The sequence below is a fragment of the Acidovorax sp. genome, assembly GCF_034519795.1.
Lineage (GTDB): Bacteria > Pseudomonadota > Gammaproteobacteria > Burkholderiales > Burkholderiaceae_C > Acidovorax.
In genome coordinates, this window is sequence record NZ_JAXHOB010000020.1 from 232,069 (window position 1) to 253,019 (window position 20,951).

The following is a 20,951-nucleotide window of genomic DNA, read 5'->3' on the forward strand; positions in this document are numbered from 1 at the left end:
CCCGCCGCCGCCCCCATCGCGTGAATAGCGAGGCAATCGCGCTGTATTTTTGCGCGGCATGCAGGCTGCGCGTGGGGCGGGCGCCTACACAACATTTGCTCACAGTGCGTGACAATCCGCGCATGACCGCCGTGCCTGCCCCCTCCCAATCGAACGCTCCACCCCCGGCCCTGCCGCAGCAGCCGCAAGCTGGCGAGGCGTGCAACGGCACAGCGCCGGCAGGCCCACCGGCCATGCCCGGCGCCGCCGACCCCCAACCCCAACCCGAACCCGGGCCGGAGCGCGTTGCCAGCCCGCCCGATGCCGCCACCCTGGCTGCAGCCGCGCACCCTGCACAGCCCGCCTCGCCCGCCTCGCCCACTGTGGCGGCGCATGCCCCACCCAGCCCGCTGACGCTGCAGATGCCGGTGGACGTGCGCAACATGTCCCTGGCGCTGTTGGCCCTGTTTGCCGGCGTGGCCCTGCTGCACTGGGCCAGCGCGGTGTTCATTCCGCTGATGCTGAGCCTGCTGCTGACCACGGCGCTGCGCCCTGGCGTCAACATCCTGCGCCGCTGGCACCTGCCGCGCCCGCTGGGCGCCGCCCTGCTGCTCATGGCCATCGTAGGGGGCATGGCCAGCATGGCCTGGTCCCTGAGCGACCAGGCCGTGCAGCTCGTCGACTCGCTGCCCGTGGCGGCCAAGAAGGTGCGCGACAACCTGCGCGCCCAGGCCGGTATGCCCAGCAGGCTGGACACGATGCAGAAGGCCGCCGCCCAGATCGAACAGGCTGCCGCCGAGAACAGCGCCGCCGCCCCCGCCCGGCGCGGCGTGCAGCGCGTGGTGGTGGAGCGCCCGCCCTTCAACATCCGCGACTACCTGTGGAGCGGCACCATGGGCCTGGTCTCGGCCGTGGGCCAGCTCACGGTGGTGGTGTTCCTGACCTACTTCGCCCTGGCCTCGGGCAACCTGTTTCGCCAGAAGCTGGTGCGCATTGCCGGCAGCAGCCTGGAGCGGCGCAACATCACCATGCAGGTGCTCGACGACATCACCGGCCAGATCCAGCGCTACCTGCTGGTGCAGGTGTTCACCAGCATCCTGGTGGGCCTGGCCACGGGCTGCGCCTACTGGGCGCTGGGGCTGGAGAATGCGGCCGTGTGGGGCGTGGTGGCCGGCGTGCTCAACCTCGCGCCCTACATCGGCTCGGCGCTCACGGCCGGCGCCTCGGCGCTGGTGGCCTTCCTGCAGTTCGGCACCATCGACATGGCCCTGGCCATCGGCGGCGCCTCGCTGGTCATCCACACCCTCATCGGCAACCTGCTTACCCCCTGGCTCACCAGCCGCACCAGCAGCATGAGCCCCGTGGCCGTGTTCGTGAGCGTGCTCGCCTGGGGCTGGCTCTGGGGGCTGTGGGGCCTGCTGCTGGGCATCCCGGTCATGATGGCCGTGAAGGCGGTCTGCGACCGGGTGGAAGACCTCAAACCGGTCGGCGAGCTGCTGGGGGATTAGATCAAGCCCACCCTCTCCCTCCTCGCTGCGCGAGTCGGGAGGGGGACGCCCCCGGTGCACGCAAGCGAAGCGCCGCCTACGCGGGGTGGCGGCCCTTGCACGGGGGCGCTGGCCTGCGCCACGCCAGTTTCATGCGATGCGGGTTGTGCACAGCGCCATGGACAACGGATAGAAGACCTTATCCAGCGACCTCCTGCGCGGCAGCCGCCCCGGCCGCGCAGCGCTGCACGAAGGCCGGCAGATCGTCGGCCGCCATCGCGCGGCCGTAGTACCAGCCCTGCACCTGCAGGTCCATGTCTGCGGGCAGTACCTGCAATTGCGCCTGCGTCTCCACCCCCTCCACCACGATGGCCACCTCCAGGCTCTGGCAGAAATGCAGCAGACCCTGCAGCAGGCGAGCCCCCCGGGCATCGGCGCTGGCCACCACGAAGCTGCGGTCGATCTTGATGGTGTCCACCGCAAAGGCGTGCAGGTAGCTGAGCGAGGAATAGCCGGTGCCGAAGTCGTCGATGGCCACCTGGGCACCCACGGCGTGGATGCGGGCGATGGCGTCGCGCATCTGGCCCACGTCGGCGGCCAGAGCATCCTCGGTGAGCTCGACGCTGATGCAGCCGCCGGCAGGCGCGATCAACGCCACCAGCCGCTGGCAGTGCGCGGCCGACATGAGCGTGGGCCCCGTGACGTTGATGGAGATGGGCAACTCGAAGCCCGCGCTGCGCCAGCGGCGGTACTGCTGCAGGGCCGCGTCGGCCACCCACAGATCGACATCCTTCATGAGCCCGGCCTCGGTCAGCCAGGCCAGGAACGCCCCCGGAGACTGCGTGCGGCCCGTGGCATCGCGGGCCCGCAGCAGGGCTTCGCAGCCCACGCACTCGCCCGTGCGTGGCGACACCTGGGGCTGGTACTCCAGGAAGAACTCGTACTCGCCCATGCGGCGCACCTGGGCCAGCAGTTCCTCGCGGCCGGCCTGCCGCTGCTGCGCCAGGACCACCGGGTCGCTGGCATACAGGCGGCCCTGCTCCTGCAGGCGCGAGAACGTGGTGTCCAGCCCCGGCAGGTGCACCGTGGTGGCGTTGTGGCGCTCCAGCGCCCGCACCGCCGGTGCGTAGATGCAGGCGCCCAGCAGCACCAGTGCCAGCTGCAGCACCACCGCCGGCCAGGAGCCCTGGGTGCTGGCATAGGCGTTGAAGAGGACGGGGGCATTCAGCGGCATCGCCATCGTGGCCACAGGCACCCAGCCCGCCTGCACCGCGCCGAGCGCCAGGCAGGCGTTGACGGCCGGCACGAGGATGAAGGGGAGCAGCAGGCGCGGATTCAGTATCAGTGGAATGCCGAACAGCAGCAGTTCATTCACGTTCAGCAGGGCCATGGGCAGGCTGGCCAGGGCCAGCAGGCGCAGGCCGGGACTGCGCGCACGCCAGAGCACGGCCACCACCAGCGACAGGGTGCCACCGGCACCGCCGATGAAGGCGAAGGCCCCGAGCAGGCCGGCGTTGAGCGCGTAGGGCGGTGGCTGGTCCGCCAGCACCTCGATGGCATTCCACCCCACGGCCAGCTCCAGCACCTGGAACAGGGGCTGCAAGGCATGGTAGCCATGGATGCCGAAGAACCACAGCAGAGAATTCATCCCCGTGATCGCCACGGCATTCAGGTAGGGCCGGTCCGGGTCCACCACATCCAGGGGCAGGCTCCAGTGCGCCAGGCCCGACCACTGCTGCAGCAGCGTCAGCACCACGACCAGCAATCCGGCCGTGAGCACGCCGGGCAACACCATGTTCATGGCATCTTCCACGTTGTCGCTGACCAGCGAGCCGCGCGACAGCTGCAGCCAGCGCACCCGCATCAGCCGGGCCATGAGGGGCACGTTGATGATGGGCGAGGCGATGGCGATGAACAGCACCAGCGTGGCGGCGGCACGCGGGTGCCCGCGCAGCAGGTAGGCCGCCAGCGCCACGTACACAAAACACAGGAAGGCCACGGGCAGGCGCGGCAGGCTGTGGCGGATGGCCAGCATGTAGCCGATGGAGGCCGCGATCAGCAGCGGCAGGATGCGGCTGATCTCGGCATGCAGGCCGGCCAGCAGATCCGTGGTCTGCGTGGGCAGGCCCAGCATGCGCGTGAGCACCGACGACACCAGGAACACCGCCGACACCATGAGGCAGGGCAGCACCCACAGCAGTCCCTCGCGGATGGCGCGCATGGAGTCGGCGCGCGCGACCGCCTGCAGCCGCAGCGACAGCCGCACCTTCAGGGCCGCGATACCAATGCCCACACCATGCCCTCCCTGCCGCGCACTGCGGTCAGGCCCATGCTAGCAGGCGGACACCAGGATGGCAAAGCGGCTGAACCCGCCCAGCCCGACCACTCAGCCCGTGTTGCGCAGCCCCGCCGCGATCCCGTTGATGGAGATGTGGATACCGGTCTGCACGCGCTCGTCCCCCTGCCCTGCGCGCCAGCGGCGCACCAGCTCGACCTGCAAATGGTGCAGCGGGTCGATGTAGGGGAAGCGGTGCTTGATGGAGCGCGCCAGGGCCGCGTTGTGCGTCAGGCGCTGCTTGTCGCCGGTGATGCGCGTGAGCGCCTCGGCCGTGCGGTGCCACTCGGTCTCGATGGACGTGAAGACCTTCTTGCGCAGGCGCGCGTCGGTGACGAGCTCGCTGTAGCGCGAGGCCAGGGCCAGGTCGCTCTTGGCCAGCACCATGTCCATGTTGGACAGCAGGGTGCGAAAGAACGGCCACTGGCGGTACATCTTCTGCAGCAGCGCCAGTTGCGCCTTCGGATCCTTGCCCTCGGCATTCACGAAGGCGTCGACCGCGGCGCCGAAACCGAACCAGCCCGGCAGCGTGAGGCGGCACTGGCCCCAGCTGAAGCCCCAGGGGATGGCGCGCAGGTCCTCGATCTTCTGGCTGGCCTTGCGCGACGCGGGGCGCGAGCCGATGTTGAGCTCGGCGATCTCGCGGATCGGCGTGGAGTTGAAGAAATACTCGGTGAAGCCCGGGGTCTCGTACACCAGCGCGCGGTAGGCGCCCATGCTGGCCAGCGAGAGCTGTGCAGCCGCCTCCAGGAAGGCCTTGGTGGCCGGCTTGGTGGGCTGCAGCAACGTGGCTTCGAGTGTGGCGGCGACCAGGGTTTCGAGGTTGCGCCGGCCGATCTCGGGGTTGGCGTACTTGGAGGCGATGACCTCGCCCTGCTCCGTGAGGCGGATCTGGCCGCGCACGGTGCCGGGCGGCTGGGCCAGGATGGCCTGGTAGCTCGGGCCGCCGCCGCGGCCCACGGTGCCGCCGCGGCCATGGAACATGCGCAGCTGGATGCCGTGGTTGGTGGCCAGTTCGTCGAACAGCTCCACCAGCGCGATCTCGGCACGGTACAGCTCCCAGTTGCTGGTGAAGATGCCGCCGTCCTTGTTGCTGTCGGAGTAGCCGAGCATGATGTCCTGCTCGCTGCCGCTGCGGTGCACCAGGCCCGCCACGCCGGGCAGGGCGTAGAACTCGCGCATGATGGGCGCGGCGTTGCGCAGGTCTTCGATGGTCTCGAACAGCGGCACGACGATGAGGTCGTTGCGCGCATCGCCGTCCAGCGTGCCGCGCATCAGCCCGACCTCCTTTTGCAGCAGCAGCACTTCGAGCAGGTCGCTCACCGTCTCGGTGTGGCTGATGATGTAGTGGCGGATGGCCTGGTGGCCATAGCGCTGGCGCATGACCAGGGCCGCCTCGAAGATGGCCAGTTCGCCCCGGGCGTGGTCCGAGTAGCTGGCGCCCACCACGCGCAGCGGGCGCGCGTCGTTGAGCAGGCGCAGCAGCAGGGCACGCTTGTCGGCCTCGGACAGCGCGGAGTACGCCGTCTCGATGCGGGCCGTGGCCAGCAGCTCGGCCACCACTTCTTCGTGCTTGTCGGAGCTCTGGCGCAGGTCCACCGTGGCCAGGTGGAAACCGAACACCTCGACGGCACGGATCAGCGGGTGCAGGCGCTCGGCGGCCAGGGCTTCGCCGTGGTGCGACTTGAGCGACGCCTCGATCACGCGCAGGTCCGCCAGGAAGGCCTCGGCGCTCACGTAGGGGTTCTGCGGGGCCACGGCATGGCGCGCGGCCTCGCCGCCGGTCAGCTCCTTGAGCGACGCGGCCAGGCGCGCGTACACGCCAGTCAGGGCGCGGCGATAGGGCTCGTCCTGGCGGTGCTCGTTGGTGTCGGGCGAGCGCGCGGCCAGGGCCTCCATCTCGGCCGACACCTGCACCAGGCGGGCCGACAGGGACAGCTCGCCGCCCAGGTAGTGCACCTCGGTCAGGTAGTGGCGCAGCGCCACCTCGGCCTGGCGGCCCAGCGCGTACTGCAAGGTCTGCGCGGTCACGTTGGGGTTGCCGTCGCGGTCGCCGCCGATCCACTGGCCCATGCGCAAAAAGCTGTGCACGGGGTACTGGCCGAGCTCGGCCTCCAGGTCGGCGTAGATCTTGGGGATCTCGCGCAGAAAGGTGGCTTCGTAGTACGACAGCGCGTTCTCGATCTCGTCGGCCACGGTCAGCTTGCTGTAGCGCAAGAGGCGCGTCTGCCACAGCTGGGCCACGCGGGCGCGCAGCTGGGCCTCGTTGGCGGCCAGCTCGCGCGGGGTGAGCGCGTCCTTGGCGGTGTTGTACAGCTGGGCACGCACCTGGATGTCGTCGCGCGCGGCCAGCAGTTGGGCGATGTCACGCTCGGCGTCGAGAATGCTCTTGCGCTGCACCTCGGTCGGGTGGGCCGTGAGCACCGGCGCCACATAGCTGCCGGCCAGGGTCTGCGAGATGGTCTTGGGCGCGATGCCGGCCCAGCGCAGGCGCGACAGGGCGACTTCGATGCTGCCCTCCTGGGTGTCGCCCGCGCGCTCGTGCACGGCGCGGCGGCGGATGTGGTGGCGGTCCTCGGCCAGGTTGGCCAGGTGGCTGAAGTAGGTGAAGGCGCGGATCACGCTCACCGTCTGGTCGCCCGAGAGGGACTTGAGCAGCTTCTTGAGCGCGCGGTCGGCCTCCTGGTCCGCGTCGCGGCGGAAGGCGACAGAGAGCTTGCGCACCTGCTCCACCAGCTCATAGGCGGCCACGCCCTCCTGGTCCCGGATCACGTCCCCCAGAATGCGGCCGAGCAGGCGGATGTCGTCAATCAGGGGCTGGTCCTTGTCGGATCGTTTCATGCGAGGGTCTCCGGGATGGGGGGTGGCGGCCCACAGGCGTACCCTGAAAACCACCAGTGCGGGCGCATGCTAGCATCGCCCGCCCCTGAATAATTACAAACAGGTTACGAACTTGAGCCGCCATTTGCCCCATCCCATCGTGATCGCCACGCGCGAAAGCCGCCTGGCCCTCTGGCAGGCCGAGCATGTGCAGGCCCTGCTGCAGGCGCGCGGCCACACCGTACAGCTGCTGGGCATGACCACCAAGGGCGACCAGATCCTGGACAAATCGCTGTCCAAGGTGGGCGGCAAGGGCCTGTTCGTCAAGGAGCTCGAAGTCGCGCTCGAAGAAGGCCGCGCGCACATCGCCGTGCATTCGCTCAAGGACGTGCCCATGGAGCTGCCCGAGGGCTTTGCCCTGGCCTGCGTGATGGAGCGCGAGGACCCGCGCGATGCCTTCGTCTCCCCCCGCTACGCATCCCTGGACGAACTGCCCCAGGGCGCGGTGGTGGGCACCTCCAGCCTGCGCCGCCAGGTGCTGCTGCAGGCGCTGCGGCCCGACCTGCGCATCGAACCCCTGCGCGGCAACCTCGATACGCGCCTGCGCAAGCTCGACGAAGGCCAGTACGACGCCATCGTGCTGGCGGCCGCCGGCCTCAAGCGCCTGGGGCTCGCATCCCGCATCCGCGTCGCATTCGAAGCCACCACCATGCTGCCCGCAGCCGGCCAGGGTGCCCTGGGCATCGAGGTGCGCAGCGAGCGGCAGGACCTGATCGCCGCGCTGGCGCCGCTGGCGCACCAGCCCACCTGGCTCACGGTGGCCGCCGAGCGCGCCGTGAGCCGGGCCATGGGCGGCAGCTGCTCCATGCCGCTGGCAGCGCACGGAACCCTGGGCGCCGACGGCACGCTGCAGCTCGATGCCGCCTGGGGCGACCCCGAAAGCGCCCATGCGCCGCTGGTGCGCGCCCATGCCAGCGCCCCTGTGGCCACCCTGGCCCAGGCCGAGGCGCTGGGTGACGAAATCGCCCGCAGCCTGCGCGCAGGCGGTGCAGGATGAAGCACCCCCTGAGTCGCTTCGCGCCTTCCCCCTCTCTCGCCTCGCTGCGCGACGCGGGAGGGGGACACCCCCAGCGCGGCGGGGCGGCCCTTGCGCGGGGGTGCTGGCTTGCGCGGCGACAGTTTCATGGGCTGCGGGTGGTGCGCAGCGCTATGGTCCGCTGACATGGCCGCCACGGCGCCCCGGGTGATCGTCACGCGGCCCGAGCGCGAGGCGGCCCAGTGGGTGGAGCAGCTCACCGCGCTCGGCCTGGCCGCCACGGCCCTGCCCCTGATCGCCATCGGCCCCTGCACCGACCCACAGGCCGTGCAGGCCCTGGCCGAAGCCCGCGCACGGCTGGCCCAGGCCCCCGGCTACCGTGCGCTGATGTTCGTGAGCAGCAATGCAGTGCTGCATTTCCTGCACGGAGCCCCGCCCCTGCCATCCGATACCCGTGCATGGGCCCCAGGCCCGGGCACGGCGCGTGCCCTCACGCAGTTGGGCGTAGCGCCCGCCGCCATCGACGGCCCCGCCGCCGATGCCGCGCAGTTCGACTCCGAATCGCTGTGGCAGCAGGTGGCGCCCCAGATCCGAGCCGGGGACCGCGTGCTCATCGTGCGTGGCCGCTCGGCCGGGGTGCATGAATCCGCCGAGGGTTCGGGCCGCGACTGGCTGGCGCGCCATGTGCAGGCCGCAGGCGGCCAGGTGGACTGGGCCGTGGCCTACGAGCGCGGCGCGCCCCGCTTCACCCCCGAGCAGACCGCGCTGGCAGAGGTGGCCGCCCACGACGGCTCCCTGTGGCTGCTGAGCAGCTCCGAGGCGGTGGCAAACCTGGCCGACGCCCTGCCCGGCCGGTCCTGGACGGCTGCACGGGCCCTGGCCACCCACCCGCGCATCGCCCAGACCGCCCACGCCATGGGCTTTGGCCATGTAAGGGAGTGTCGGCCGGCGCTGGAAGACGTGGTGGCCTCGATAGAATCGGCCCCATGAGTTCCGCGCCCCCCAACGACCTGCCCGCCGCAGCCCCCTCCACTCCCGCCTCGCCTCGTGGCAGCAGCCTGCCCACCCTGCTGGTGGGTGTGCTGGCCGTGGCCGCCGTGGCCAGCAGTGGCCTGCTGTGGCAAAAGCTGAGCGTGATCCAGGAGCAGTTGGCGCGCCAGTCGGCCGATTCCGGGGCGCTGGCCATCGAGGCACGCACCATGGCGCGCCAGGCCGAGGAGTTGGTGCGCGAGACCGCCGCCCGCCTCTCGGTGGCCGAAGCCCGCGTCAGCGAAGTGGCGCTGCAGCGCAGCCAGCTCGAAGAATTGATGCAGAGCCTGTCGCGTTCGCGCGACGAAAACCTGGTGGTGGACATCGAATCCGCCCTTCGCCTGGCACAGCAGCAGGCCCAGCTCACCGGCAGCCTGGAGCCGCTGCTGGCCGCGCTCAAGACGGCCGACCAGCGCATCGAGCGCGCCGCGCAGCCGCGCCTGACGCCGGTGCAGCGCGCCATCGGCCGTGACATCGAGCGCATCAACCGCGCCCAGGTGACCGACACCGCCGGCCTGCTGGCCCGCCTGGACGACCTGGTCCGCCAGGTGGACGAACTGCCCGTGCTCAATGCCGTGGCCCAGGCTGCGGCCACCCGGCGCCTGGGTTCGTCCACCCCATCGGCCGCACCGGCCGGCACCGCGCCGGGTGCCGAGTTGCCCTGGTGGCGGGCCACCCTGCAGCGCAGCTGGGAGGTGGTGCGCGACGAAGCCCGCAGCCTGGTGCGCGTGAGCCGGGTGGACAACCCCGAGGCCATTTTGCTCGCCCCCGAGCAGACCTTCTTCCTGCGCGAAAACCTCAAGCTCAAGCTGCTCAATGCCCGCCTGGGCGTGCTGGCGCGCCAGTTCGACTCGGCCCGCGCCGACCTGGCCGCGGCGACCACGGCGCTCAACAAGTATTTCGACCCGGCCTCGCGCCGCACCCAGGCAGCCGCCACCACCCTGCAGCAGGCCCAGGCCGGCATGAAGGCGGCCGAACTGCCGCGCCTGGATGAAACCCTCTCCGCACTGGCCACGGCCGCTGCGGGGCGCTGAGAGGGGCAGCACGCATGCGCGCAGCACTCTGGCTCCTGGCGTTGTTCGGCGTGGCCGTCGCGGCCGCGCTGTTCGCGGGCAACAACCAGGGCACCATCACGCTCTACTGGCCGCCCTACCGCGTCGATCTGTCGCTGAACATGGTGGTGCTGCTGCTCGTCGGCGGTTTCGTCACCGTGCATGCCGCCCTGCGGGCCCTGGCGGCCCTGCTGGAACTGCCGCACCAGGCGCGCCGCTGGCGCGTGCAGCAGAAAGAACGCGCCATGCACAGCGCGCTGCTCGACGCCATGACGCACCTGCTGGGCGGGCGCTTCATCCGCTCGCGCAAGGCCGCCGTGGCCGCACTGGCCCAGGAAAACGCCCTGGCAGCCGCTGGCGAGTCGGTGCCGCACAGCCACCAGCTGCGCTCGCTGGCCCACCTGGTGGCGGCCGAGGGCTCGCACGCCCTGCAGGACTCCGCCACGCGCGACAGCCACCTGCAGCGCGCGCTGGAAGACGCGCCCGCGCGCGGCACGGCGCTGGAGCTGGAACTGCGCGAAGGCGCCCAGATGCGCGCCGCGCGCTGGACGCTGGACGACCGCGACGCCGATGCCACCCTCGAATGGCTGGCCGCCCTGCCCCAGGGCGCCGCACGCCGCACCCTGGCGCTGCGCATCAAGCTCAAGGCCACGCGGCTGGCGCGCCGCACGCAGGAGGCGCTGGACACGGCCCGCCTGCTGGCCAAGCACCGCGCCTTCTCACCCGCAGCGGCACAGAGCATCGTGCGCGGCCTGGCCACCGAACTCATCCAGAGCGCCCACGACACGGCGCAGCTGCGCCGCGTGTGGGACGACCTGGAGACCGCCGAGCGCAACATGCCCGAGCTGGCCATCCAGGCCGCGCAGCGCATGGCTGCCCTCGGCGGCGACGCCACGCAGGTGCGCGCCTGGCTGCTGCCGGTGTGGGAACGCATGGTGGAGCTGCCCGATGCGCTGGCCGAACACCATGCGCTCAAGCTGGTGCGCGCGCTCGAATCGGGCCTGGACGCCGTGGACGCGCCCTGGCTGGCACGCATCGAAGCGGCCCAGCAGGCCAACCCGCGCGATGCGCGCCTGCAGTACCTGGCGGGCATGGCCTGCCTCAAGCGCCAGCTCTGGGGCAAGGCCCAGCAGTTGCTCACCCAGGCGGCCCACCAGCTCGCCGACGCCAGCCTGCGCGCCAGCGCCTGGCGCCACCTGGCGGAACTGGCCGAGCAGCGCGACGACGAGGCCGCCGCCGCCGAGGCCTGGAAAAAAGCCGCACTCGCCCGCTGACCAGGCAGGCGGGGCTGTCCGCCCATCCCCCGGCCATCTACCGGCCATCCCTCTGCGCCCACCTTTTGCGGAACAAGAGGGAACTTTGAGCGCTCGCCCCCTATCAATTCAGTTTTTTTGAACTGAAGCATCAATCCTGCTGAAGCCGAAGGCGCTGGCAGCTTCCTACACTGCGCTCATCGCGGAGCCTTGTGCACACGGCACAGGGTGCGGCGTGCGGGGCAGCGACGGATGCGCCGGCCTGAAAAAACCTGCTCCAAGCACCTGCCTGCTGCCCACCCCTGCCCTGCCACCCCACCGCCGACTCACCCACGATGCCCACCTCCACACCGCCCTCCACCAGCCGACCGGCCCGCTACACCCGCACCGCCATGCTGATGCACTGGGTGCTGGGCCTGGCCCTGATCGGTGCCTTCTGCGTCGGCCTGTACATGACCAGCCTGCCCTTCTCACCAGCGCGCCTCAAACTCTACAACTGGCACAAGTGGGCCGGGGTCACCATCCTCACGCTGTCGGTGCTGCGCATCCTCTGGCGCCTGACGCACCGCCCGCCGGCCCTGCCGGCTGCCATGGTGCAGGCCATGCCGCGCTGGCAGGCGCTGGCGCACCATGCCACGCACGGCCTGCTGTACGCGCTGTTCCTGGCCGTGCCGCTGATCGGCTGGGCCTACAGCTCGGCGGCGGGTTTCCCCATCGTCTTCCTCGGCCTGTGGCAGTTGCCCGACTTCGTGCCCGTGAGCAAGGAGCTGGCCGAAGCCATCAAGCCCTGGCACCAGTACACCGCCTTCGCCATGGCGGGCCTGGTGGTGCTGCACGTGGCCGCTGCGCTCAAGCACCAGTTCGTCGACCGGGACGGCCTGATCGGCCGCATGCTGCCCGGCCCGCGCTGACCTGACCTCTCTTCCTTGTTCTTCCGCACCGATTTTTCAGGAGCCTTCATGCAAGCATCTTCCTTCGCCTCGGGCCTCGTGCTGGCTGCCGCCGTGCTGGCCGCACCGTCCGCCTTCGCCCAGCAGCAACTGGTCCCCGCACAGAGCGAGGTGCAGTTCACCGCGCGCCAGATGGGTGTGCCGCTCGAAGGCCATTTCAAGAAGTTCGATGCCAAGGTGGCGTTCGACCCGGCCAAGCCCGAGACCAGCAAGATCAGCTTCACCGTGGACACCGGCAGCGCCACGCTGGGCTCGCGCGAGACCGATGCCGAGCTGCCCAAGCCCACCTGGTTCAACGTGCCCAAGTTCCCGCAGGCCGCGTTCGAATCCACCACCATCAAGGCGCTGGGCGGCGGCAAGTTCGAAGTGGCCGGCAAGCTCACCATCAAGGGCAATGCGCAGAACGTGGTCGTGCCCGTGGCACTCGCCCAGAGCGGCGCCACCACCACGGCCACCGGCACCCTGCCCATCAAGCGCCTGGCCTTCAAGATCGGTGAGAACGAATGGGCCGACACCTCCATGGTGGCCGACGACGTGACCGTCAAGTTCAAGCTGGCCCTCACCGGTGTGGGCAAGCTCTGATCGCCCCGCGCTCTCCCTTTTCCGCGTTCCCTGTTCCCTTGACCCTTCCTTTTTCAGGAGTTGTTTACATGCGCAAGTCTTCGTTCGCCCTGCTCGCCCTGGCTGCAGCCGCCGTCCTGTCCACGGGCGCAGCCCAGGCCCAGAGCGCCGCCTACGCCATCGATCCGACGCACACCTTCGTGACGTTCGAGATCAGCCACTTCGGCGCCACGACCAACCGCGGCCGCTTCGACAAGAAGGAAGGCACTGTGCAGTTCGACCGCGCCGGCAAGACCGGCAAGGTGGAGATCACCGTGGACACCACGTCGATCAACTCCGGCACGCCTGCGTTCGACAAGCACCTGCAAAGCCCCGACATCTTCAACGCGGCCAAGTACCCCACGATCAAGTTCGTGTCCGACAAGTTCAGCTTCAACGGCGACAAGGTCAGCGAAGTGGCCGGCCAGCTGACGCTGCTGGACAAGACCCTGCCCGTGACCCTGAAGGCCACGCAGTTCAACTGCTACCAAAGCCCCATGCTCAAGCGTGAAGTCTGCGGCGGCGACTTCGAAGCCACCATCGACCGCACCCAATGGGGCCTGGACTACGGCGTGCAATACGGCTTCCCCAAGAACGTGCGCCTGGTGGTGCAGATCGAAGCCATCAAGCAGTAATCCACAACGAACCTTCTGGTCCGCACAAGCCACCCGCGGCACGGCCACGGGTGGCTTTTTTCATGCCGGGCGTGCATCGAGCCGCCAGCCTTCGGCATGCCATGCCCAGACATGCGTGGGCGCCAGCGCCGCCAGGAAATGCTGGTCGTGCGACACCACCAGCAGCGCACCGGTGAAGCCCTGCAGCGCCGCCTGCAAGGCCTCCACCGAGGCCAGGTCCAGGTGGTTGGTCGGCTCGTCCAGCAGCAGCATCTGCGCCGGCTCGCCGCACCACAGGGCGCAGGCCAGCGCGGCCTTGATGCGCTCGCCACCGCTGAGCACCCCGGCGGGCCGCTGCACGCGGTCTGCATCCAGGCCCAGTTGCGCCAGGCGCGTGCGCAGCGTGGCCTCGGGCAGGAGCGAGCCCAGTTCGGCCAGGCGCTGCAGCACGCTCGCGTGCGGCGGCAGCAGCGCGGCGTTGTGCTGGTCCAGCCAGGCCGCGCGCACGCCGCGCACCACACGGCCGGCCACCGGCGCCACCTGCCCGGCCACCAGGCGCAGCAAGGTGCTCTTGCCGCAGCCGTTGGGCCCGGTGATGGCAATGCGCACCGGGCCGCACCAGACCCCATCGAGGGCGGGCAGGGCCTGCGGTGCAAAGGGCGCCCGCACCTGCTCCAGCGCCAGCACCTGCTTGCCGGCGGGCACGCTGCTGCCGGGCAGGGCCAGTGCCACGGGTGCCTGCTGCGGCGCCTGGCGGGCGGCATCGCGCACGGCTGCATCCAGCTTCTCGCGCGCCTCCTGCTGGCGCTCGTGCTCGCGCCCGGCCTGGGCTTCGGCACTGTTCTTCATGCGGCCCAGCAGGATAGCGGCCAGGTTGGCTGTGCGCCCCACCTGGCGTCCCTGCGCGGTGCGGCGCTGCTGCGCGTCATGCTCACGCTGCAGCGCCCTGCGGCCCCGTTCGCGCTCGGTGCGTGCATGGTCGAGAGCGGCCTGCGCTGCGGCCCGCTCCTGGTCCCGTTGCGCCGCATACAAGGCCCAGTTCCCGCCATAGCGCCGCAGCCCGGCGGGCGACAGTTCCACGATGGCATCCACCACGCCCAGCAGTTCCCGGTCATGGCTGGCCACGAGCGTGCCGCCCCGCCGTGCCGCCAGTTGGTCCAGCAGCCAGCGCCGTGCACTGCGGTCCAGGTGGTTGGTGGGCTCGTCGAGCACCAGCACCTGGGCGTCGCTGACGAAAGCCCCGGCCAGCGCCACGCGCATGCGCTCGCCGCCGCTCAGGCGTTCCGCACCGCCGTCGGCAGGCAGATGCCCCAGGCCCAGCGCCTGCAGCGCGCGCTGCCAGCGCGCGGGCAGGTCCCACTGGCCATCGGCCTGCAGCAGGTCTTCGGGCGTGCCCTGGCCCGCCTGCAGGCGCGCCAGCGCGCGCAGCACGGGTGCCAGGCCCGCGAGGTCGGCCACCGTGCTGCCGGGGGTGACCTGCACCTCCTGGGCCACGGCATGCAGGCGTGCGCTGCGCAGCACCGTGCCCGTGGTGGGCTGCAGCCGGCCCAGCAGCAGTTGCAGGAACACGCTCTTGCCCACGCCGTTGGCGCCCACGATGCCGGTGGACCCGGCGCCCAGGGCCATGTCCAGGGGCTGGCTCCACAAGGGCTGCCCATCGGGCAGCGCCCAGACAACGCCCTGGAACTGGAGCGAAAGAGAAGAAGAGAAAGAAGAAAGGGGAACAGAAGCGGCAGCCGCCTTGCTGCCGCCACGGGCGCGCTGGCCCGAATGATTGGTCGTCGCCATACCTGAAGCACTCCACGGTCACCACAAGACCGCACCAGCCTTCGGGCAGGTGCGGGACAGCGTGAAAACGGGCTTACAGGCGCATTGGTGAAAACACCCCGGGTGGTTGGCGAGAGGCGCAATGTACCGCAGATACCCCCTCTTTCAAAATTCCCTTTACGTAAATTGATTACGAATAGTAGAATTTCTACATCGACACCAGCATCGACCCCAGGAGACCACCGCATGAATGCCGTTCCGAAGCCCGACCTCGCCAGCCTGCCCGCACCTGCCGCCTTCCAGCAGCTGCACCACTACGCCTACAAGGCGCGCGACGCCGAGGAGACGCGCCAGTTCTACGAGGACATCCTGGGCCTGCCGCTGTACCACATCATCCAGAGCGACCACGTGCCGAGCACGGGCGAGTACTGCCCCTACACGCACTTCTTCTTTCGCCTGAAGGACGGCTCGTTCATCGCCTTCTTCGACCTGGGCGACGACGTGAAGGCCGAGCCCTCGCCCAACACACCGCTGTGGGTCAACCACATCTCGTTCCGCGTGGACACCGTGCAGGAACTGCAGAACACCAAGGAGCGGCTGGAGGCCTTCGGCATCGAGGTGCTGGGCGTGACCGACCACCACATCTTCAAGAGCATCTATTTCTTCGACCCCAACGGCATCCGCCTGGAACTCACGGCGCAACTGGCCGACGCCAACGCCATGGCCAAGGACAGCGCCGTGGCGCATGCGCGCCTGAAGGAATGGACGGCCCGCAAGGAGCAATGGCGCAAGGAACGCGCCGAGGGCAAGGCGGCCGAGCCGCTCAAGCCCCAGACCAACGACCGGCCTGAATTCGCCAAGGGCTGAAGTCGGCCTCAGCAAAAAAGGCGCCACCCTCGCGGGCGGCGCCTTTTTCTTTCGGCGCGGTCCGAAAGCTACACCGCATCCAGCTCGGCCAGCAGGTCGCTGGTCGTGGCCGCCTCCAGCAGCGCGCGCGTGTAGGGCTGCTGCGGCCGGTCAAAGATGTCGGCCACGCTGCCCTCCTCCACGATGCGGCCGTTCTCCATCACGATGATGCGGTCGGCGATCTCGGACACCACGGCCAGGTTGTGCGAGATGAACAGGCAGCCGAAGCCGCGCTCGGCCTGCAGGCGCTTGAGCAGCTCCAGCACCTGCTTCTGGATGGTCATGTCCAGGGCCGAGACGGGCTCGTCGGCCACCACGAAGGCCGGCTTGCGCACCAGGGCCCGCGCAATCGCCACGCGCTGGCGCTGCCCGCCCGACAGGGCGTGCGGGTAGCGCTCGCCAAAGCCGGCCAGACCCACCTCGTCGAGCATGGCGTCCACCGTGGCCTGCAGCGCATCGCGCGTGAGCGGCGGGCCGTGGCGCAGCGGCTCGGCCACGATGTCGCGCACACGCTGCCGCGGGTCGAGCGAGGAATACGGGTCCTGGAACACCAGCTGGCAGGCCAGGCGGAACTCGCGGCGCCCCGCCGCATCGGCCTGGCCCAGCGGCGTGCCGCGAAAGCACACGTCGCCGCCCGCCACGGGCAACAGGCCGATCATGGCGCGGCCCAGCGTGGTCTTGCCCGAGCCCGAACCCCCGACCACGGCCACCACCTCGCCCGGCTGGATGGCCAGCGACACGCCGCGCACCGCCAGCTTGGGCGCGGCCTTGGACAACCAGCCCTGGCGCGCACCGGGAAAGCTCACATGCACGTCCCGGGCCTCGATCAGCGGCGCCCGCACCGGCCGTGCCGGGCGCGGGGCGCTGCGCTGGGGCAGTGCGTCGATGAGACTTCGGGTATAGGCCTGGCGCGGCGCCGTGAGCACGCTGCGCACGGGGCCGGCCTCGACCAGCCGGCCTTTTTCGAGCACCACCACCGACTGCGCGTAGCGCGCCACCAGCCCCAGGTCGTGCGTGATGAGCAGCACGGCCGTGCCCTCGGTGCGCGTGAGCTCGGCCATGATCTCCATCACCTCGCGCTGGCTCAGCGAATCGAGCGCCGTGGTGGGTTCGTCGGCGATCAACAAGCGCGGCTTGAGCAGCATGACCGAGGCCAGCATGATGCGCTGGCGCATGCCGCCCGAGAACTGGTGAGGGTAGGCGGCCAGGCAGCGCTCGGGGTCGGCGATCTGCACGCGGCGCAGCATGGCGATGGCGCGCTCGCGTGCCTGGGCCACGCTCAGCTTCTCATGCAGGCGCAGGCCCTCGAAGAGCTGCTCGGCAATGGTCATCGCCGGATTGAGCGAGACCATGGGCTCCTGGAACACCATGCCCACGTCGCAGCCGCGCAGCGCGCGCAAGGCGTTCGCCGACATGGCCCCGACGTCGCGCCCCTGCAGCAGCACGCTGCCGCCGCTCTGGCGCACCTGGGGCGGCAGCAGGCCGAGCACGGCGCGCCCGGCCATGGTCTTGCCGCTGCCCGATTCGCCCACCAGGGCGACCACGCCGCCGGCGGGCACGTCGAAGGAGACGGCGTCCAGCAGCGGACGGGCGTGGGGGCCGTGCACCGTGAGCTCACGCACGGACAGGAGCGGCTGCGGGTTGTTCTCGGTCGTCATGTCGGTTCTTTCGGCCAAAGGGGAGGACGATGGCCGCATCAGCGGTGCTCCATGCGCGGGTCGAGCCAGTCGCGCAGCGCGTCGCCCAGCAGGTTCACGCCGAGCAGCGTGAGCGCGATGCAGGCGCCGGGCGCAATGCCCAGCCAGGCGGCGGTCTCGATGTAGGGCCGGCCCGAGGCCAGCATGTTGCCCCAGGTGGGTGCCGGCGGCGGCACGCCCAGGCCCAGGAAGCTCAGCGCGCTCTCGGCCAGGATGACCCAGCCGAACATGGACGTGGCCAGCACCACCAGGGGCGCCACGCAGTTGGGCAGGATGTGCGCGAACACCGTGCGCAGGCCGGAGTTGCCAATGACCTCGGAGGCCTCGATGTACTCCTTCTCGCGCAGCGAGAGCACCGAGCCGCGCACCACGCGCACCGCCGTGGGCGCATAGGCCAGGCCCAGCGCGACGATGATGCCCCACTGGTTGGCGCCTACGATGACCATCACCCCCAGGGCCAGCAGGATGCCGGGGAAGGCCAGCATGGCGTCGTTGAAGACCATCAGCACCCGGTCCAGCCAGCCACGGAAGTAGCCGGCCACGAGGCCGATCACCACGCCCAGCACCAGGGCCAGGGCCACGGTGAGCGCGGCCACCAGCAGGCTGGTGCCGGCCCCGGCCATCAGGCGCGAGAGGATGTCGCGCCCGAACTCGTCGGTGCCCAGCAGGTAGCTGCCCGAGGGCGGCTGCAGCCGCTGGCGCAGCGCGACGCCCATGGGGTTGTAGGGCGTCCAGAACACCGACAGCAGGGCCATGGCGCCCACCAGGGACACCAGCAGACCGCCGACCAGGGCGTTGGCACGCAGACGTTTCATCAGGCGCTTCATCATGACGCGGACACCCGGGGATCGAACAGGGGATAGCACAGGTCCACCACGAGGTTGACGAGCACGTAGATGGCAGCCGTGAACAGCAGGCAGCCCTGCACCACGGGGTAGTCGCGCGCAAAGATCGCATCCACCAGCAGGCGGCCCAGGCCGGGCAGGGTGAACACCGTCTCCAGCACCGCGATGCCGCCCAAGAGGTTGCCAAGAACCAGGCCGATCATGGTCCAGGTGGGCGCGAACGCATTGGGCAGCACATGGCGCAGCAGCACCCGCCGCTCCGACAGGCCCTTGGCCCGCGCATGCGTCACGTACTCCAGGCGCAGTACCTCCACGGCGCTGGCACGCGCCATGCGGGTCAGGATACCGAGCTCGATCAGCGCCAGCGTGATGGTCGGCAGGATCAGGAAGGTCAGCGCCGAGCGCCAGTCCTCGCTGAAGGGCACGTAGCCCACCACCGGCACCAGGCCGAGCTTGAGCCCGATGAAGAGCAGCAGCAAGAGGCCCAGCCAGAAGCTCGGGATGGACAGGAAGAACGTGGCGGCAGCCACCACCATGGTGTCGAGCACGCTGTTCTGCTTCCACGCGGCCAACAGGCCCGCAGGCACGGCCAGCAGCGCGGCCAGGGCCACGGCCACGAGCACGATGGCAGCGCTCACCTGGAAGCGTTCGAGCAGCAGCGGCAGCACGGCCTCGCCGCTGGTGATGGAATGGCCCAGATCGCCCTGCAGCATCTTGCCCAGCCACAGCGTGAACTGCACGGGGATCGGCCGGTCGAGCCCGAACTGGGCATGCAGGTCGGCCAGTTGCTCGGGCGTGGCGCTGTCACCCAGGATGAGCAGTGCCGGATCGCCGGGCACCAGGCGCATGAGCACAAAGACCATCAGGCTCACGAGGAAGAGGGTCGGCAGCGTCCACAACAGGCGCCGGCCGACGTAAAGCGGAAAGGAGGAACCCATGGTGCGTGTACCAGGTCAGCAGGCCATCGGCTTCACGGTGCGCGCAGCGCCACGCCCCAGGCCCGCGGCGTGCCCAGCGCCCAGCCCTTGTAGCCCTTGGCGTAGGAGCGGGCGGCACTGGTGTTCACGGCCGAGTACATGAAGATCGCGGGCACGTCCTCGCGCATGCGGGCTTCGAGCCTGTCGAACAGGGCCTGGCGCTGGGCCGCGTCGCTGGTCTCCATGCTCTTGGCCAGCAGTTCGTGGGCCAGGGGTTCGTCCCACACCTTGCGCGGCTGCTTGTCCTTGTAGCCCGTGACCATCTCGTACGACAGCGCCGGGTCGAGCCGGGCCGAGAAGGTGAAGGCCATGGCCTGGTAGTTGCCCTTGGTGTAGCGGTCGAGCAGCGTGGCCCAGTCGAGCACTTCCACCTCGGCCTTGATGCCGGCCTCCTGCACCATGGCCTGGGTCAGCACGGCGATGTTGAAGACGCTGTTGTAGCGCTTGGTGGCCAGGATCTTGATGGGCTCGCCCTTGTAGCCGGCCTCGGCCAGCAGCTTCTTGGCCAGCGCCAGGTTGCGCGGCGGCACCGCCGCCTGCGGCTTCTTGTAGAAGGCGCTGGGCGTGGGCACCACCGAGCGGCTGGGCGGGGCATTGCCCGAGGTGACGGCGGCCACCAGTTCGGGCATGTCCAGCGCGAGCGCCATGGCGCGGCGGATGCGCGCGTCCTTGAGCAGCGGGTCGCGCGTCTGGAACAGCAGGCCCTGCACGTTCATGGTGGCCTGCGTCTCCATCAGCACGTCCTTGCGGCCCTTGTACTCGGCCATGTCCTCGTCGTTGATGTCGTAGTTCAGGTCGATGCCGCCCGAAAACAGCGCCGCCTTGGCAGCCGAGGAATCGGGGATGATGATGAAGCGCACCTTGGGTGTCTCGGCGATCTTGGCGCCGGTGTTGCCGTCGCGCGCGCCGGGCAGCGCCGCATAGCCGTCGTTGCGCAGCAACTCGATGTACTGGCCGCGCTTCCACTCACCGAGCTTGTAGGGTCCGGTGGCCACGGGCTCGCGCCACTTGCCGTCGGCTTCGAGCGAGCTGCGGTGGTAGATGCCGGTGCCGCCGCAGTCCACCCGCGCCAGCGTCGCCAGGAACAGGGCCGAGGGCTTGTCCAGCGTGTAGACCACGGTGGCGGCATCGGGCGCATCCACCTTGACCACCTTGGCCAGGCCGCGCCCGTCGAACTCGGCCAGGCAGCGCCAGTTGTTGGCCGGGGCCATGTAGCGGTTCCAGGCGAAGAGCACGTCGTCGGCCGTGAGCGGCGCCCCGTTGTGGAACTTGACGCCCTGGCGCAGCTTGAAGGTGTAGGTCTTGCCGTCGGCCGAGGTGCTGACCGACTGGGCCAGCAGCGGCGCCACGGAGGCGTCCTCGCGGTAGGCCACCAGGCCTTCGAGCACATGCATCATCACCGCGTCGGTGTTGTTGTCGCGGTTGATGCCGGGGTCGGTGGAGCGGATGTCGGCATTCAGGCGGATGCGCAGGGTATCGGCTTGCGGCTGGGCCTGGGCCAGGCCGAACGTGCACAGGCCGGCGAACATGGCCAGGCCTTGGGACAGCCAGCGCGAGGGGGCAGTAGTCATCTCGGGGTCCTTTCTTCGGGGGGGCAGGCAATC

General features: G+C 70.0%; 16 protein-coding genes. 9 read left to right on the forward strand and 7 right to left on the reverse strand.

Features of this window, described 5'->3' with window-relative positions:
* Positions 1-122 precede the first annotated feature (122 nt).
* Complete coding sequence (locus U5N23_RS22350; RefSeq protein ID WP_416208651.1) at positions 123-1,487, forward strand: AI-2E family transporter; 1,365 nt, start codon at positions 123-125, stop codon at positions 1,485-1,487.
* A gap of 178 nt (positions 1,488-1,665) precedes the next feature.
* Here the strand turns inward: U5N23_RS22350 and U5N23_RS22355 are convergent, their stop codons facing one another.
* A complete protein-coding gene (locus U5N23_RS22355; RefSeq protein WP_322595551.1) occupies positions 1,666-3,687 on the reverse strand; it encodes an EAL domain-containing protein in 2,022 nt (673 codons plus the stop codon).
* A 165-nt stretch (positions 3,688-3,852) separates the two neighbouring features.
* Positions 3,853-6,642 (reverse strand): phosphoenolpyruvate carboxylase, encoded by a 2,790-nt coding sequence (gene ppc / locus U5N23_RS22360; RefSeq protein WP_322594928.1) that lies wholly within the window; start codon positions 6,640-6,642, stop codon positions 3,853-3,855.
* 112 nt (positions 6,643-6,754) lie between these two features.
* On the opposite strand from ppc, the gene hemC reads away from it, so the two are divergent.
* The 7 genes from hemC to U5N23_RS22395 all read left to right on the forward strand — a co-directional run bounded on the left by hemC (position 6,755) and on the right by U5N23_RS22395 (position 13,176).
* The gene (gene hemC, locus U5N23_RS22365; protein WP_322594929.1) at positions 6,755-7,678 is read left to right on the forward strand and encodes a hydroxymethylbilane synthase; all 924 of its coding nucleotides are present in this window, start codon (positions 6,755-6,757) and stop codon (positions 7,676-7,678) included.
* A gap of 165 nt (positions 7,679-7,843) precedes the next feature.
* The gene (locus U5N23_RS22370; RefSeq protein WP_322594930.1) at positions 7,844-8,647 is read left to right on the forward strand and encodes a uroporphyrinogen-III synthase; all 804 of its coding nucleotides are present in this window, start codon (positions 7,844-7,846) and stop codon (positions 8,645-8,647) included.
* Positions 8,644-9,720, forward strand: coding sequence for a uroporphyrinogen-III C-methyltransferase (locus U5N23_RS22375; protein ID WP_322594931.1), 1,077 nt, complete (start codon positions 8,644-8,646; stop codon positions 9,718-9,720). Before U5N23_RS22370 ends, U5N23_RS22375 begins: the two co-directional genes overlap by 4 nt.
* 14 nt (positions 9,721-9,734) lie before the next feature.
* Positions 9,735-11,012, forward strand: coding sequence for a heme biosynthesis HemY N-terminal domain-containing protein (locus U5N23_RS22380; protein ID WP_322594932.1), 1,278 nt, complete (start codon positions 9,735-9,737; stop codon positions 11,010-11,012).
* Positions 11,013-11,326: 314 nt separating this feature from the next.
* Positions 11,327-11,902: a cytochrome b gene (locus U5N23_RS22385; protein ID WP_322594933.1), complete on the forward strand. Its 576-nt coding sequence runs from the start codon at positions 11,327-11,329 to the stop codon at positions 11,900-11,902.
* A 48-nt stretch (positions 11,903-11,950) separates the two neighbouring features.
* Entirely contained in the window at positions 11,951-12,523 is a 573-nt protein-coding gene (locus U5N23_RS22390; protein WP_322594934.1) for a YceI family protein, read from the forward strand.
* 68 nt (positions 12,524-12,591) lie between these two features.
* On the forward strand, positions 12,592-13,176 hold the full coding sequence (locus U5N23_RS22395; RefSeq protein WP_322594935.1) for a YceI family protein: 585 nt from the start codon (positions 12,592-12,594) through the stop codon (positions 13,174-13,176).
* 60 nt (positions 13,177-13,236) lie between these two features.
* On the opposite strand, the gene U5N23_RS22400 is transcribed toward U5N23_RS22395, so the two are convergent.
* Positions 13,237-14,943, reverse strand: coding sequence for an ABC-F family ATP-binding cassette domain-containing protein (locus U5N23_RS22400; protein WP_322594936.1), 1,707 nt, complete (start codon positions 14,941-14,943; stop codon positions 13,237-13,239).
* Positions 14,944-15,168: 225 nt separating this feature from the next.
* Here U5N23_RS22400 and U5N23_RS22405 point away from each other — a divergent pair, with 225 nt between their 5' ends.
* A complete protein-coding gene (locus U5N23_RS22405) occupies positions 15,169-15,789 on the forward strand; it encodes a VOC family protein (protein ID WP_322594937.1) in 621 nt (206 codons plus the stop codon).
* Between the two features lie 68 nt (positions 15,790-15,857).
* On the opposite strand, the gene U5N23_RS22410 is transcribed toward U5N23_RS22405, so the two are convergent.
* Genes U5N23_RS22410 through U5N23_RS22425 form a run of 4 tightly spaced genes read right to left on the reverse strand, consistent with a single transcriptional unit; the run spans position 15,858 to position 20,918 of the window.
* A complete protein-coding gene (locus tag U5N23_RS22410; protein WP_322594938.1) occupies positions 15,858-17,486 on the reverse strand; it encodes an ABC transporter ATP-binding protein in 1,629 nt (542 codons plus the stop codon).
* Between the two features lie 38 nt (positions 17,487-17,524).
* Positions 17,525-18,340 (reverse strand): ABC transporter permease, encoded by an 816-nt coding sequence (locus U5N23_RS22415; protein WP_322594939.1) that lies wholly within the window; start codon positions 18,338-18,340, stop codon positions 17,525-17,527.
* Positions 18,341-18,351: 11 nt separating this feature from the next.
* Positions 18,352-19,308, reverse strand: coding sequence for an ABC transporter permease (locus tag U5N23_RS22420; RefSeq protein ID WP_322594940.1), 957 nt, complete (start codon positions 19,306-19,308; stop codon positions 18,352-18,354).
* 32 nt (positions 19,309-19,340) lie between these two features.
* Positions 19,341-20,918, reverse strand: a complete 1,578-nt coding sequence (locus U5N23_RS22425) for an ABC transporter substrate-binding protein (protein WP_322594941.1) — start codon at positions 20,916-20,918, stop codon at positions 19,341-19,343.
* Positions 20,919-20,951: the final 33 nt, after the last annotated feature.